This window comes from Clostridium zeae (assembly GCF_017312485.1).
GTDB lineage: Bacteria > Bacillota > Clostridia > Clostridiales > Clostridiaceae > Clostridium_AR > Clostridium_AR zeae.
The window spans coordinates 1-16234 of sequence record NZ_BMBA01000004.1; the positions used below are offsets into that span (position 1 = coordinate 1).

Consider the following 16234-nt stretch of genomic DNA (forward strand, 5'->3'; position numbering starts at 1 on the left):
AATGTTATGCGGTATTAATCTTCCTTTCGGAAGGCTATCCCCCTCTATAAGGCAGGTTACCCACGTGTTACTCACCCGTCCGCCGCTGAGAAAGTTCCGAAGAACTTTCTCCGCTCGACTTGCATGTGTTAGGCACGCCGCCAGCGTTCGTCCTGAGCCAGGATCAAACTCTCAATTTAAAGTTTAATCATAGCTTACTTACTTAGTAAGTCTTTTTTTCAAAAGAATTGCTGGTTTAGTTTAAGTCTAGTTTTAGACTTTGTTTATCTTCTCTGTTTAATTTTCAAAGACCAAGTTTTTATTGCCGTCATTCTGACAGCTTATTCATCTTACCACCGTAAGATTTTTTTGTCAACACTCATTTTAAAAATTTATTTTCTTAAAACAAACTCTTAATATTTGTGTCTTTGTCCCTCTGCATTGCAGCGACAAGATTTATAATAACATATGTTTTAATTGTATATATCGTATAAATCACTGTTAAAGAAGATTACTTGTACATTGTTTAATATTCCTCTATATTTCAACATATTCCATAAATTGATACACCAGGAACTGTTATACTGTAACATAACTAATAAATAAAATAACTTTCTAAATTTAATCAATGTAACCACAGCTTCAATTGAATTATAAATTTCTAAAAAAATAAAAAGCCTAGACTAGGCTTTTATAAATTATCTTCTATATATCTAATTTTTTGTTCAACGTATTTCTCTAAATCTTCTAAGCTTACTTCTTTCAAGGTAGCAGAGGGAATATTATCTGAAGTTGTTGTCAGAAGACATCCCATTGCTTCACTTTCAATTGCATTATATAAAGAACTACGTAATATTACATTCTCCCAAAAAAATAAATTGTAGCATCTAATAGAACAAAAATTTTTACTTAAGTGATGTTCTTCATTTATTATTATATTTATTATATCGTGAATCTTTTTAGGAGCATCTGAGATATCTTTATAAATATAAAACTCACTTACATCAGTATCAATTACTTTACCACATTTTTCACAATGAAATTTTATATTTTTTTTACTCATAAAATCGATCACCCCTTACCTATTATCAATCTATTCTTATAAAAGATAATTAGTTCATACTCTTCAAAGAATTAATTTTTTACACATGTGTTTATAAGTATTTTAGTGTTTCTAGCTCAACTTATAATATAAAATATATAATTTTATAAATTTTTGCAATCATTTTATAATACATCTATACAAGTATACGCTTCATTTATCTATAAAATGTTTACCTTATCATAATTTTTTTCTTACTTCATAATCAGTTCTTTTTTAGATCATCAATACTTGAATACAAGTCTTAAACTCGCATCTTTCCTATATATTTATATATTTATATATTTATATATTTATATATTTATATATTTAAAAAAATATCTAATGATGTCTTTTTTAACTACAAAATCATCACCTTATCACAAATATCTTTTTTCACATCTGACTTTTTTAATGTACCTTAATAAACTAACAGGTAAAATAAGTGAGTGGTAAATTGTCTATCTACCACTCACTTTTAAGCTAAGTACTGCATGTTATGCTGTGCAGTATTATATTAATAACTTACAGTTCTCTATTTATAAGGATTTTCTGTCTTATAAAGCATTGACTTAGGTTGGTTAAATCCTACCTCTTTAACCCCTAAGTATCTAAATAAGTTGTATATTGCTTTTCCAAAATGTCCAAAAGCAACTGCTCCATGATGTGGATATCTTCCTTCTATTAATACATGTCTATAGAATCTTCCCATTTCAGGAATTGCGAATACACCTATAGCACCAAAAGAACGAGTTGCAACTGGTAACACTTCACCTTCTGCTACATAAGCTGTTAGTTCTGCATCTGCATTGCTTTGTAGACGGAAGAATGTAATATCTCCAGGAATTATATCTCCTTCTAAAGTTCCTCTTGTTATGTTTGGTTCTTGATTTGGCTCTAGGGCTCTAGCCATTATCATTTGATTCTTCATAGTTCCACAAGTTAATTTACAGGCAGCTGTATTTCCACAGTGAAATGCCATAAAAGTATCCTTTAATGTGTAATCAAACTTTCCTTTTATTTCTGATTCATACATATCAACAGGCACAGTATTGTTTATATCAAGTAAAGTTACAACATCTTGGCTTATGCAAGTTCCAATATATTCGCTTAAAGCTCCATAAATATCAACTTCACAAGATACAGGAATACCCATAGCAGTTAAACGACTGTTTACATAGCATGGCACAAAACCAAATTGAGTTTGAAAAGAAGGCCAGCATTTATTTGCAAATACTACATATTCCCTTGAGCCTTTATGTTCTTCCATCCAGTCTAAGAGTGTAATTTCATATTGAGCAAGCTTTGGAAGAATACCTGGCATCTTATTTCCTTCTCCAAGTTCTTTTTCCATACTAGATATAACTTCTGGTATTCTTGAATCATTTGCATGAGCATTGAAGGCAGCATATAAATCAAGTTCTGAATTTTCTTCTATTTCAACACCTAGATTATATAGCTGTTTAATAGGTGCGTTACAAGCTAAGAAGTCTTGAGGTCTTGGACCAAATGATATTATCTTTAAATTATTTAAACCCATTAATGTATTAGCTACTGGAACGAATTCAGAAATCATTTCTGCAACTTCTGCCGCAGTCCCAACTGGATATTCAGGTATATATGCTTTTATATTGCGAAGTGCTAAGTTGTAGCTTGCGTTTAACATTCCACAATATGCATCTCCACGTCCACCTACTAGGTTGTCTCCACTTTCTTCTGAGGCAGCAGCAAACATAACTGGACCTCCAAATTCTTTTGCAAGTAAAGTTTCTGAAGTTTCTGGCCCAAAGTTTCCAAGAAAAACAACTAACGCATTTACACCTGCTTCTTTAACTTCTGCTAATGCTTTTCTCATATCTTTTTCATTTTCTACAGTTGTTTGACATTCAAAAATCTCCCCATTGAATACTTCTACTACTGCCTTTCTTCTATTAGCTGAAAGTTCCATTGGGAAGCAATCTCTACTTACTGCAACAATTCCTAATTTTACTTTTGGTGTATTATTCATTTTTAAATCCTCCATTTTAATTAATTTATCATATTGAATTTTTCTTACTATCTATATTAATAATTATTTTGAATCTATAACTGATGACATTTGTTTGCTTTGTAACATTACTGGATTTTGACTAGAATACATAAATTTAAAAAACTTTATTTTTTTCATTTTTTATATTCACCAAGAAAATATTTCACTTACTTTATTGAAATATTTTCTCCAACAAGACCTATAAACGCTCCTTGTTCACCTAAATCAGTGTCTTTGTGTCCAATAAGCCACTTATTTCTTGCAAATAGTAGCGCATCTTCATTAACTTTTTCTACCTTGTGTTCTAAATGTAGATTAGTATCTTTTGGCAATACTACAACACATCTGAATCCATCTTTCTTAGCGTTACATGGTGCGTAATGAAGTGTAGTTCCATATACTTCAATTGCAGTTCCTGCTGGAACTAAAAACGCTTCTATTTTAGATGTATCATATGAGTAATCGTCTTCAATATCCTGCTGACTTCCTATTAAAAGTATAAGATCTGTTACTGCTATATTTATTTCTGATGTGCGGTGGTATTCTACAGCATTTAACATATAGTTATTACCGTTGCAGAAGCCTATTTGTATTGGTAATTCTCCAAATTCTCTTAATCTTAGTTCTTTTGCTATTGCTAGTTCCTCAAATTCTTTAACAGAAGGCTCATAAATTACATCTTGTGGAAGTGGAGTATTTTCCATTTTATCAAGTATCTCTTTACAGTCATAATTCTTTAATATTTGTCCATATTTTCTAAACGCTTTATCATTTACACTTTTAATAATCATATATATATTCCTTTCATTTATATATTTATTTAAATTTTTAGTATTTTATATTAATGTTGAAACTGAGGTACTTCTACAATTAATATTTTGTAAACGGGTAAATTGAGTCACACCTCAATTTCAACGAGGGACCACATATTTAAAGTAAATTATCTTAAAGCCATGGATGTCTTAATTTAGACTTTTATATAGAAGCTACAGAATGTACTCTTATTGCATTGATTGATTACTTGTCTAATTTTTCGTTCATCATATTCTTCTACTTTCCAAAAGCTGCTGCCCAATCTGATTTAAATTTTTCTAACCCTTGGTCTGTTAATGGGTGTTTAACCATCTGAAGCATTAAACTATGAGGAACAGTTGCTATATGTGCGCCTGACTTTGCAGCTTGTATAACATGAATTGGATTTCTAACGCTTGCAGCAATTATCATTGTTTCTATACCATGAATCTCAAATATTTCTGCTATATCTCTAACAAGATCCATTCCATCCATTGATATATCATCTATTCTTCCTAGAAATGGACTTACATAAGTTGCTCCTGCATTTGCTGCAAGTAAAGCCTGCGTTACTGAGAAAATTAAAGTAACATTTGTCTTTATGCCTTCACTTGCTAAAACCTTAGTTGCTGCTAAACCTTCTTCAGTCATTGGAATCTTTACTATCATATTCTTATGAATTGCAGCTATTTTTCTTCCTTCTTTTATCATGCCTTCTGCATCTTCACTAACTACCTCTCCGCTTATTGCTCCATCAACTATCTCCGTTATTTCTTTTATAACCTCATTAAAGTCTCTTCCTTCCTTTGCTATAAGTGATGGATTTGTTGTAACTCCACAAATTACTCCCATTTTATTTGCTTGCTTAATATGTTCTACATTTGCCGTGTCTAAAAAAAATTTCATATTTTATCTCTCCTTGTTATATCCTTGTACTACGATAAACTTCTTTAATGACTTTTTAAAATTCATTTAATAAGTTTTCAAAATATTGGGCTTCTAATGAAATATAATTTATACATATTGTCCTAGCCTTAAAATATAGACTAAATTCATTATTTATATAAACCTAATTTCCATACAGAAACCCGTTTGTATTTTGATTTTTAAATTATTTAATTTGCAAAAATTCCTCTATTGGCATCATCGCTGCCCCCAAAAGGTAAGATTCTTTAAAATCAGCTAATTTAATATTACAATTATTTTCATTTGTAAAAGAATTGTCTTTATATGCGCTTTCTCTTAGTAAAACCATTTTATCTTTCAGTAAACTGTTTATATCCCCGCCTACTACTATACAACTAGGATCTAATATCATAATTAAATTTGATACACCAATTCCTAGAATACCCAAGTATTCCTCTAAAACTTTTATTGCAAGTTCATTACCTTGGATATATTTTTCTTCAAACTCATATATGTCAGAAATTGATGTTTCAGCTATTTCATTATAATTATCAATTAAAGAATTCATTGAAGTATAAGCTTCAAGACATCCCTTTGCACCACACTTGCATTTTTTACCGTTAATAGCTATTTTAATATGACCAAGCTCTCCAGATGAATTGTTGTCACCTCTGTATATTTTCCCATCAATTACTATACCGAGACCCAACCCATCCGTTATTGAAACATAAAGTAGATTTTTCAGCATATCCTTTCTACTCAAAAATTCATAATATGCTGATAGATTTGCTTCATTATCTACATAAATAGGAACATTTAAATATAGAAATCTTTCCTTTAAGTTGAAATCTTTTGCTTTTAGAAGGTACGCATATTTAATTATTCCCTTCTCAAAGTCTACAGTTCCAGGGAGTGAAAATACTATTCCTAATAGCTTTTTATCATCCAGCTCATACTTTTTCATAATAAGCTCTAAGTTTTCTTTTATTATAGTAATAAGTTCTTCCATTCCACTGTTTTTATGTCTGATTCTTATATTATCGATGATCTCTCTTTTTAAATTAACTAAGGATATCTTAATGTGGTTTGGTGTTAGTGCAACTCCAATTGAATATCTACAATTTTCATTTAGCTTGATTGCAATTGCTTTTCTTCCACCAGTTGACTCTAAAGATCGTACATCTTCTACTATACCTTCACTTTTTAATTCCGTTATGTTTGTAGAAACTGTTGTTATACTTATATCTAATATCCTTGAAATATCAAGTTTTGTAATTTCATTTCTTTCTAATAATAGTCCAATTATCTTTTTTCTATTTGTCTCTTTAATTTTACTGTGGTTCACTTCCATCAAATCTGAAAATACTCCTCTCAAATAACATATAAACAATGGTAGTTTAAGAAAAATAACACTGTTCTACGTTGTTAAATTGTTGCAACTTGTGGATTATAAATTCTACTATTCTATTACTATAAATACTCCACATCTACTACTACTTCATTTTTGCCTAAAATTCATCAGAAATCAAGTGCTTTAGATGTTCTAAAACATGCTATTTTAGTATTAGTGTTAAAAACTAAACTTAAACTTATTTATATTATTTGAAGATGCCTTCAGTTCTTATCACACATATTATTCCTTGACGTACTACTTAATTAAAGTAACCTATCTTTAAAAGTCCTTTATTCTAGGATAAGCTGAATTATATGCTTCATATACCTTTGAATATACTTCTTTTAAATCTACATTAGGCTCTACTTTAGAATTACTTTTTACAATTTTATTACATGCATCCTCAACTGAATCGTATATTCCAACTCCAACTCCTGCTAATATCGCTACACCTAAAGCTCCACCTTCTGATGCTTTTACTGTATTTAATGAATGTTGGAAAATATTAGCTAATATTTGTCTCCATACACTGCTTTCTGCTCCACCACCACTTACTCTAATCTCATCTATTTTTACTTCCATGTCTTCTATTAAATCCAGGCAGTTTTTAAGACTGAAACTTACGCCTTCTATGATACTTCTAACAAAATCATCATGATTATTTATAAGTGATACTCCTAAAAATGCACCTTTTACATTAGGATCTATATGAGGTGTTCTTTCTCCCATAAGATATGGAAGATAAACTATTCCATTAGCTCCTGGTTTTGATTTTGATGCCTTTTCAGTTAATAAATCGTATATATTAACGCCTAATTTTTCGCTGTCTTCGACTTCCTTTGCACAGAAAGTTCTCTTAAACCAGTTTAAGGACAATCCAGCACCTTGAGTAACCCCCATTATATGCCACTTATTAGGTACTGCATGACATAAAGTATGAACTCTTCCTTCTTTATCAAATCTAGGAGAATCAGTTGATGCAAATACAACTCCTGATGTTCCTATTGTTGTTGAGATTGTTCCCTCATTTACTATTCCATTTCCTATTGCTCCAGCAGCTTGGTCTCCAGCTCCTCCAACAACAGGTGTTCCTTGAGCTAAATTAGTTAATTTTGCTGCCTCTTCAGTAACATGTCCGCTCACAACTACTGACTCATATACGTCTGCTAATATAGCCTTATCTATATTAAAGTCCTTAAGTAGTTCTTCACTCCAATTTCTTGTATTAATATCTAGCATCTGCATACCGCTTGCATCTGAAACTTCTGTAGCAAATACATTTGTTAGTTTAAATCTTATATAATCTTTAGGAAGAAGAATCTTATATATTTTTTCATAATTATCAGGTTCATTGTTCCTTACCCATAATAACTTGGAAAGTGTAAAGCCAGTTAAAGCTGGATTTCCTGTTATCCTGATTAATCTTTCTTTTCCTATAACATCAGTCATGTAATCACATTCTTTTTCTGTTCTTTGATCACACCATATTATAGAATTTCTTATAACTTTATTATCCTTATCAACTAAAACAAGTCCGTGCATTTGTCCACTTAAGCCAATACCCTTTATCTCACTAGCTTGTACACCACTTTTTTCAATTACATCTCTTATGCCTTTAACGCATGCTTCCCACCAGTCTTCAGGATTTTGTTCTGCCCATCCTACTTGTGGTTGAAATAAATCATATTCATAGGTCGCAGTTTTTATTGTGTTCCCTTCTTCATCAAATAAAGCTGTCTTAGTTCCTGATGTTCCAATATCCAAGCCTAATAGATATCTCATATTTTACTCCCCCATCTCTTAATAATCATTCATTACTTGATACCGATTCATTGAATAGATACACCTTTAGTAGTGTACTTTCTAAAATCATTGCTAATTTCGAGTTATATCTTTTTACTTTCATATTTTTATCAACCGTAATCTTTTTAATTTACATTTAAAATGACTTTTTAAATGTCATTTAATAAGTTAATTGTACTTCCTCTTTTTCTCTTAGTCAATATTTTTTGTAAACTTTTCCATAAAATTTTATTTAGCTATGAACTCCTTCAGCATTTAGATAAATTGCAATATAAATTAGATAAATTGAAAATTTCATAGTTCATATAAAGTAAAAAAATTGCTAATCACAATTAAATGTAATTAGCAATTCATATATAATTATTTTTATTACTCTTCTATATATATAAAAGCACTTTTCTTATTTAATAAGTATGGTCTAAGATATGCTACTGTACTTGATAGAGGTAATACTTCTTCACTTAAATGTATACCTAAAACCGTTTTGATATACTTTCTTCTTTCTTCAATACGTAACCATAACTCTGGGTAATCTCTCTTAATTGCATCTCTTAAACTTTTGTCTGCTAAAGCAATACCGTTTTCTGCCCCAACACCGCCATAGCCTGGCATAGATGGTATAATATCAATTTGTAAAAGCATACCGCTTTTCAAGGTTTCTTTAGATTTAGGGTAAATCGGTGATGACATCCACTCTTCATCTGCAGTTAAATGGCCTGGATTCAGTGACCAGTGATATTTTTCTTTCGGCAAAACCCTTTCAATAATTTCATACATATCACTTCCACTCATGCCGATATGTATACTTTCAAGCCAAGCTACAATAGCTGTAAAATATGGTGCTGCAATTACATCTACATAGTCCTTAACTGCTTCAGAAAGTTGAGATTTACTACTTACTGCATATCCTGCTCTACTAGATAATCCACCTTTATATCCAGTTGTCAGAGAGATCTTGTCTCCTAACTCTATCTTTTTGTTTAAAGGATATAAATTAGCATTCTCAAACCGATTCCCAGTTGAACTTATAGCAACTACATTAGTTGGCTGTCCGTATACCTTCAAATAATTTCCTATCTCCATCTCTGTTTTTCCCACTTCTAATGCATTCATAGAATTAAGTACACAGTCTGAAGCTAAGGAAGAACCAAACTCATAATGAGCTATTTCATTGGCATTGTTAGTAGCTCTTACTCCATAATCAGCATTTATGAACATATGTGTTGCATTGCATATATGTTGTTCTCCTGCAATATCCTTAACCGCATCTACTATAAAGTAAGGCAGGTCAAAAAAACTTCTGTTATCATAAAGATCGCTTATAAAGTTTTTCCATCCAACTAACCCAATATGTAGCCCTACCTTAATGCCTGCTTTTTCAAACACTTGTTTCATACTCATTTCATTTTCCATTGGTTGATTAGGAAGTGAAAAATACGGTGAATGAATTAATTCTGCTGGTATCCTTGAGTAGTTAACCATCTTAGTGTTTTCATTTCCAAGAATTAAGTATGCTTTACCATCACTATGTAAAACTAGAAGTCCTTCTTCAAATCTAGTAAGGAATCCAGTTAAGTACTCAAAGTTTGCCCCATGCTCAAGATCATTGTATACAATAACACAATCTAAGCCTTGCTTTTTCATAATAGAAAGTACTTTATTTTTTCTTTCCTCCATAGTGCTATCAGATAGTATTACAGGAATCCCATCGTTATCGCATTTTGGCACATCTATTTCAGTTAAATTAACATTTGAATATTTATACTCTCTCATACTTTCCTCCTAAAAATCTTTAAATAACTATAAAAAATCAAATAAATATACAATCTTTTATTTCTATGCTAATTATTATATCAATCAAAAGTGATTATTCCTAATAATATAAGCTGTCATTTTAAGAAAATTAGATTTAAAACTTTTTTAGTTTAACAAACTTATAGATTTCCTAGCTCAACAACTATTTTATACTTAATAGTTTTTAAACATAGCTTATGCTTAAAATTCTAATTTCTTGTATTATTTTAAAAACAAAGAACCAGTATAGGTTTAACAACCCTATTAACTGGTTCTTTAATTTAAAATTCAATTTAATTGCCTTTGAATTAGTTTATAAAACAGTGATTCTTACCTTTTTATTTCAAGGATAATTTTTTCATCTCCATTAATTTCATATAATATATTGTTCAATTTTAGATTTATTAAGGAATTACCTTCGCTTATTATTTCTGTTTTATCTTTTTTCATATAAACCTTAATATGGTTACCTTTATACGAAAATCCGAAACTTAGTTCATTCCAAATCTCAGGTAACTTTGGAGTTAATGAAACATAATCTTCTTTTATTCTTAATCCTGCAAACCCATACACTATAGACATCCATGTTCCGCCCATATTGGCTGTGTGTATACCATCTTTTGTATTTCCATGAGTATCGTCTAGATCCAGTCTTGCAGTTTCAATAAAATATTTATATGCTAAGCTTGGATATCCTACTTTAGAAGCCATAATACTGTAGGCTGCACATGATAAGGATGAATCATGAGTTGTAATTTTCTCATAATAATCATATGAGTTTTTAATAGTGCTAAAGTCAGCTTCATCTTCTACTAGAAAATGAGCCAATACAGTATCTGCCTGCTTTAAAACTTGATATCTATAGATTGTAAGAGGGTGATAATTTAGAAGCAATGGGTAGTTTTCTTTTGGTGTGTTTTCAAAATCCCATACCGCCTTATTTAAAAAGGTATCGTCTTGAGCATTTATCTTTAACTCTTCATTATAGGGTAAATACATATTTGTATAAGCATTTTCAAAGTTTTTAACTTCCTCTTCTGTTATTCCAATCTTGTTACTTAGACTTTCAAGTATATTCTCAGCTTTGCATTTTAATTCATTGTAAAATTTCACAGCCCATTTTAAATTATATTTTGCCATAACATTTGTATAGTAATTGTTATTTACTATTGCTGTATACTCATCAGGTCCAGTAACTGCGTCTATCTTAAATAAGCCTTTATCAAAATGACCAATTTCAAGCCAAATCCTTGCTGTCTCAAAAATCACTTCTGCGCCAAATTCTTTTATAAAATCAAAATCTCCTGTTGCTAAGTAGTATTGTATATATGAATAGGCTATATCTCCGTTAATATGATACTGAGCTGTTCCAGCTGGAAAGTATGAAGAGCACTCCTTGCCTATTATGGTCCTCCAAGGATATGCAGCTCCTTTTTTATGGCCCATTTCAAGGGCTCTTTCTCTGGCACCATCCAAAATATTATAGCGATATCTTAATAACCCCTTTGCTAATTCAGGGTAGCATAAGGTAAAAAACGGAAGAATATATATTTCAGTATCCCAGAAATAATGGCCTTCATACCCTTCTCCACTTAAGCCTTTAGCTGTAATATTACTTTTTTCATCCTTCCCTACGGCTTGCAGCAACTGATACAAATTATATTTAAGTCCTTGGTGAAGATTCTCATCACCTACGATATCTATATCTGCTAAACTCCAGAATTTATTTAGATACTCTTCTTGTGTTTCACGTAGGCTTTCAAAAGAAATTGTACTTAGTTTTTCGGCTATTTCAAAACCACAATTTTCTACATTTTCATGGCGCCTTGAATCAGTATATACATTATATTTTGTGAAATTTATTATTTTGCTTCCTTTAGTAATTCTAATTATGTTTTCAGCGCTTTTTTCTGTATTCTTAACGATCACTTCATTGTAAGCATCGCAATGATGTCTTGTGGTAACTGCAACTATGTTTTTTGAGTTTTCTGTTTCAGATACTATTTGCATAACTTCTTTTTCTGCTGTAATTGACTTTACAGATAATATCTTTGCATGATCATTGCCTACTCTAGGATCATTTTCATCGGTAAAGTTTGACACATCTGCATTAATTGATGACTCAATAATAATATCTTCATCAAAATTAACTTTTTCAATCTCATAATTAATAATAAACAGTTCTAGATACTTCAAAGATGCCATTCTTGTAATTTTAAGCTTAAGTTCTTTTCCAAGTGGTGAAACCCATTGTATTTCCCTTATGTAACATCCTTTTTTTATATCTACATACCTATTAAAAGCTTTAATAGTTCCTTGAAAGACAGAAAATTTTTCACCATTTATTATTATATCAATATCCTGAGAATCAATGACATTTACAATTTTCTGCATTGTCTCTGGAAAAGCATATGCTTTCTCACCATATTGAATAGGTGCATCTTCATAAAATGCATTTATATAAGTTCCTCTTATGGTTTTATAATTTTCTGGGTACTTTTCTTCAAAGTTACCTCTAACACCTAAATAACCATTTGATACATTAAAAAGACTTTCATTCTTCAAAAGGTTCTTTTCTTCTAAACAATTATCACTTATAATCCATTCATTTTCCATGTTTAATACTCTCTTTCTGTTTTAGTTATTTTATTAAAAATGTACACCTATGCATCAAATTTGTTTTAAATATTTATCTAGATGAACCACTTCATAATTAAACTTATATCTTCAAATTCTCCTCTCAAAACCCACAGGAGTCTTGAAAATTGATTTCGGATTGAAGTGTTTCATCTTTAGTTCTTTATTGAAGCTTAAAAATAAAATTAAAATACAAACTGTACACTATTAGCTGCATGTGTTATTTTACTGCACCAGCCATGACTCCCTTAATGATGTGTTTTTGAGATACCAAATAAAATATAACTACTGGTATTACTGTAAGAACAAGTCCTGCCATAGCTAAATTCCATTGAATTGTAAATTCTCCAAAGAAATAGAAGGTTGATAAAGGAATTGTCCTAAGCTCTGGATCTCTTAATACTAAGGAAGGTAGCAAATAATCGTTCCATAAACTAATCACATTCAAAATTGCTACTGTTATTGTAATTGGTTTTAAAGTTGGAAACACAATTCTCCAGAATAACTGAAACTTATTGCAGCCATCAATCATTGCAGCTTCTTCTAAAGCTCGTGGAACACCTTTTATAAACCCATGGTATAGAAAAACTGCAAGGCTTGTTCCGAATCCAATATTCATAAAAATTAAACCATAAAAGGTATTAATCATTGAAAAATTAATTGAAGGAATTTCCCACTTACTCATATATTGCATCAGTGGAATCATAACTGACTGAAATGGTATTAGCATCGTAACTACAAAAGCTAATAATATGATATTTGCAATTTTTGACTTACTACGAACTAAAGCCCACGCTGTCATCGAGGAAAAAGTTATAATAAGTATTGTACTGACTATTGTTACTATTAAAGAATTAGCTAATGCATGTAGAAAATTCATTTTATCAATTGCTTGTATATAATATGAAAAATCTAAAGCTTTAGGTAACCCAAGGGTATCAGTAAATATTTGTTCTCTTCCCTTAAAGGAATTGACTAACATAATATATATAGGAAATAAAGTCATGACTGCTGTAATAATTCCAAGTACAAGGATGATCTTGGATGCTCTAAATTTTGACTTCATCACATTTCAACCTCTTTCTTTTTAGTAATAGAAATCTGTATAACAGTGATCACCATTATAACCAAGAAAAACATTATTGACTTAGCTTGTGCCTGTGCATACTTGTTGTAACCAAAGGCTGTTGAAAATATATTCATACTTATTAGTTCAGTTGTTCCATAAGGTCCCCCGTTGGTTAAAGATAAATTTGTATCATATTGCTTAAAGGAATTTGCTAAAGTGACAAATAAACTTATTGTGAAGGCAGGGGCTATTAGAGGAAGAATAACTTTCCTAAATTTATGCCATGCACTTGCTCCATCAATATCTGCGGCTTCTAAAACTTCATCAGATATACTTTCAATAGAAGCAATATAGATTATCATCACATATCCAGCCATTTGCCATACTCCTACAACAACTAATGCCCAAAATGCAGCTGTAGGATTATCAAGCCAATTGAAAAAGAATTTAGAAGTATGAGTCATTTGCCCTAAACTTTCAAATAATTTTGTAAATACAAACTTCCATATAAAACCTAATATTAGTCCTCCAATTAAGTTAGGCATAAAATATACAGCTCTGAAGAAATTTTTAAATTTAACCTTAGAAGTTACTAACATTGCTAATGCAAGTCCAACTATATTAACAAGAATAGTCATAGCAATAACATATTTGGTTGTTAACCAAAATGATGTAGCAAATTTTCCATCATCAAATGCTGAAATATAGTTCTTTAATCCCACAAAACTAGCACCTGTAAAAGCAAATCCATCCCAGTTGGTAAAGGAATATATTATCCCCATTATAAAAGGGATAACAACAACATTGGCAAATATGAATAATGACGGTAGAACAAATAATGCCGTGGTCATTTTGTCCTTAAACTTTCTATTCATTATTTTCGCTCCATTTCTTATCTTTATTTTATATATAAACCCTTATTATCTTTTTAAAGTTTCCATCTAAAATTCACAGGAGTTATATAAATAAATTTAAAATAAACTAAGCAATTCTCTCCAATAACAAATTATACATGCCCGAAAATCCTTAGCTTCCGCGATTTTCGAGCAAGTACAATTTAATTTCTTCTATTGGTTACCTTTAAAATCTTCTATTAGAGATTTTCATTTATATTCAAGTTATTTCTTTGCAGCATTTACCCAAACCTTTTGTATTTCATCTAATAATTGATCTGAGTTTATTTGTCCAGCATAGAACTTTTCCATTGCACTTGTACAATCTTTATCAACACCTGCGGGGAATAGATTGAATGTCCATGGAATAGTTTTTCCTGCATCAGAATATTTTGCAACTTCTTTAGATAGAACACTTAAATTACTTGTATCAAAGCCATTATAAGCAGGTATTACTTTAAATTTGTCAGTAACAATTTTTTGTCCATCTTTTGTAGTAAGAAGCCAATCAAGGAACTTTATTGCTCCAGCTTGTTGTTCTTTTGTTGCTGCATTATTTACATGGAAGAAGTTTGTATTTCCTACAGCTAAAGAGGCATTTCCGTTAGCTGGCATTGGCATCATTCCATAATCAAAACTAACTTTGTATTGATCTATTATTGATTGAGACCAGTTACCTTGATGGATAATTGCATATTTACCTTGTGAAAAACCAGCAACTTGATCGTCATAACTATCTTTTGCAAGATTTGTGTATGGTTTTAGTTTTTCTAAATCCTGTGCATATTTCTTAACTTCTGGAACATCCTTAAGGTTGAGTTGTCCATTAGTAACCTTAGTGATAACATCTTTATAATTACTCATAGTTGCAAAAGGCCAGTTAAATGGATGCATAAATTGGAAATAAGTCTCCTTCGCAAATGCAAGTGGTTTTACAACACCCTTAACCTTTGATATTTTTTCGCAAGCAGCTGCTAAATCATCCATAGTTTTTATGCTATCAGCATCAACTCCTGCATCTTTAAATATTTGCTTATTATATACTAGTCCAATTCCTTCAACTGCTAGTGGAAGTCCATAAAGCTTCCCATCTTTCATTGTATCTTCAGCCTGTCCTTTAGCTATGTTCTTTGCTGCTGCTGCAGAATCCATTGGTGCCATATACTTGAAGAATTTTTCAAACTCACTTCCACTTCCACAGGTAAAAATTGTAGGTGCTTTTGCAGGGCTTGATGCAAACTGTGATTGTAAAGTAGTAACTAGATTATCTCCAGCAGATCCTAAAATTTTCACTTCAACGTCATTTTGAGATGCATTAAATTGTTTTGCTGCAGCTTCTAGTTCTGTTTGAATTTCAACCTTGTTTTGAATTAAAGTAACTTCTGCCTTACTTGATTTATTACTTGTAGTTGAGGAACTAGATCCACACCCAACCATTGTTGATAAAGCAACCGCCATAACACAAAGAACACTTAATAATTTTTTTGTTTTCATACTTTTTCCCCCTATTTTCTAATTTAATTTCTATTAGTTTGGAAGTTTTATAGTAACTATATTAATTATTATTTAGACATCAGTTTTGAACTGCAGACTTTAAAACGTTTACAGTAAGAGCCATGCAGACTAATATTTTTCAATATAAGTATTGCTGTTCAATCTTCTTATAAAGCTCTTTTATAGATTTAGATATAAAGCTATAATAATTTTATGTTTAAGAACCAAGGAATCCTTTACATATATCAGCGCTGTTTTTTCCTTAATTTGTTATTGATTATATTGACATTATATACAAGAAAAACTATAATTTTTTATACAATGTTAATAAAATTTACACTTTATTAAGATTACTTTTTGAGGT

The 16234-nt window shown here is 30.7% G+C and carries 11 protein-coding genes and 1 rRNA gene; all 12 read right to left on the reverse strand.

Annotation, left to right across the window (positions count from 1 at the left end):
- Window positions 1-179, reverse strand: a 16S ribosomal RNA gene (locus J3477_RS17175); the annotation flags it as partial.
- Window positions 180-670: 491 nt separating this feature from the next.
- The gene (locus J3477_RS17180) at window positions 671-1042 is read right to left on the reverse strand and encodes a hypothetical protein (protein ID WP_206871172.1); all 372 of its coding nucleotides are present in this window, start codon (window positions 1040-1042) and stop codon (window positions 671-673) included.
- A gap of 553 nt (window positions 1043-1595) precedes the next feature.
- Window positions 1596-3068, reverse strand: a complete 1473-nt coding sequence (locus tag J3477_RS17185) for an L-fucose/L-arabinose isomerase family protein (protein WP_206871173.1) — start codon at window positions 3066-3068, stop codon at window positions 1596-1598.
- Window positions 3069-3256: 188 nt separating this feature from the next.
- Entirely contained in the window at window positions 3257-3880 is a 624-nt protein-coding gene (locus J3477_RS17190) for a DUF4867 family protein (protein WP_206871174.1), read from the reverse strand.
- 259 nt (window positions 3881-4139) lie between these two features.
- Window positions 4140-4787, reverse strand: a complete 648-nt coding sequence (gene fsa / locus J3477_RS17195) for a fructose-6-phosphate aldolase (protein WP_206871175.1) — start codon at window positions 4785-4787, stop codon at window positions 4140-4142.
- A gap of 205 nt (window positions 4788-4992) precedes the next feature.
- Window positions 4993-6141: an ROK family transcriptional regulator gene (locus J3477_RS17200; protein ID WP_206871176.1), complete on the reverse strand. Its 1149-nt coding sequence runs from the start codon at window positions 6139-6141 to the stop codon at window positions 4993-4995.
- Window positions 6142-6459: 318 nt separating this feature from the next.
- Window positions 6460-7962: a xylulokinase gene (gene xylB, locus J3477_RS17205; RefSeq protein WP_206871177.1), complete on the reverse strand. Its 1503-nt coding sequence runs from the start codon at window positions 7960-7962 to the stop codon at window positions 6460-6462.
- Between the two features lie 390 nt (window positions 7963-8352).
- A complete protein-coding gene (locus tag J3477_RS17210) occupies window positions 8353-9756 on the reverse strand; it encodes a M24 family metallopeptidase (protein ID WP_206871178.1) in 1404 nt (467 codons plus the stop codon).
- Window positions 9757-10107: 351 nt separating this feature from the next.
- Window positions 10108-12393, reverse strand: a complete 2286-nt coding sequence (locus J3477_RS17215) for a glycoside hydrolase family 65 protein (RefSeq protein WP_206871179.1) — start codon at window positions 12391-12393, stop codon at window positions 10108-10110.
- A 241-nt stretch (window positions 12394-12634) separates the two neighbouring features.
- Entirely contained in the window at window positions 12635-13480 is an 846-nt protein-coding gene (locus J3477_RS17220; RefSeq protein ID WP_206871543.1) for a carbohydrate ABC transporter permease, read from the reverse strand.
- The gene (locus tag J3477_RS17225) at window positions 13480-14358 is read right to left on the reverse strand and encodes a carbohydrate ABC transporter permease (RefSeq protein WP_206871180.1); all 879 of its coding nucleotides are present in this window, start codon (window positions 14356-14358) and stop codon (window positions 13480-13482) included. Before J3477_RS17225 ends, J3477_RS17220 begins: the two co-directional genes overlap by 1 nt.
- A gap of 243 nt (window positions 14359-14601) precedes the next feature.
- Window positions 14602-15870, reverse strand: coding sequence for an ABC transporter substrate-binding protein (locus J3477_RS17230; RefSeq protein ID WP_206871181.1), 1269 nt, complete (start codon window positions 15868-15870; stop codon window positions 14602-14604).
- Window positions 15871-16234 lie beyond the last annotated feature (364 nt).

Excerpts from the sequence above, each read along its gene's own strand:
- J3477_RS17180 (WP_206871172.1), bottom strand. The coding sequence starts at position 1,042 with ATGAGTAAAAAAAATATAAAATTTCATTGTGAAAAATGTGGTAAAGTA.
- J3477_RS17185 (WP_206871173.1), bottom strand. The coding sequence starts at position 3,068 with ATGAATAATACACCAAAAGTAAAATTAGGAATTGTTGCAGTAAGTAGA.
- J3477_RS17190 (WP_206871174.1), bottom strand. The coding sequence starts at position 3,880 with ATGATTATTAAAAGTGTAAATGATAAAGCGTTTAGAAAATATGGACAA.
- fsa (WP_206871175.1), bottom strand. The coding sequence starts at position 4,787 with ATGAAATTTTTTTTAGACACGGCAAATGTAGAACATATTAAGCAAGCA.
- xylB (WP_206871177.1), bottom strand. The coding sequence starts at position 7,962 with ATGAGATATCTATTAGGCTTGGATATTGGAACATCAGGAACTAAGACA.
- J3477_RS17210 (WP_206871178.1), bottom strand. The coding sequence starts at position 9,756 with ATGAGAGAGTATAAATATTCAAATGTTAATTTAACTGAAATAGATGTG.
- J3477_RS17215 (WP_206871179.1), bottom strand. The coding sequence starts at position 12,393 with ATGGAAAATGAATGGATTATAAGTGATAATTGTTTAGAAGAAAAGAAC.
- J3477_RS17220 (WP_206871543.1), bottom strand. The coding sequence starts at position 13,480 with ATGAAGTCAAAATTTAGAGCATCCAAGATCATCCTTGTACTTGGAATT.
- J3477_RS17225 (WP_206871180.1), bottom strand. The coding sequence starts at position 14,358 with ATGAATAGAAAGTTTAAGGACAAAATGACCACGGCATTATTTGTTCTA.
- J3477_RS17230 (WP_206871181.1), bottom strand. The coding sequence starts at position 15,870 with ATGAAAACAAAAAAATTATTAAGTGTTCTTTGTGTTATGGCGGTTGCT.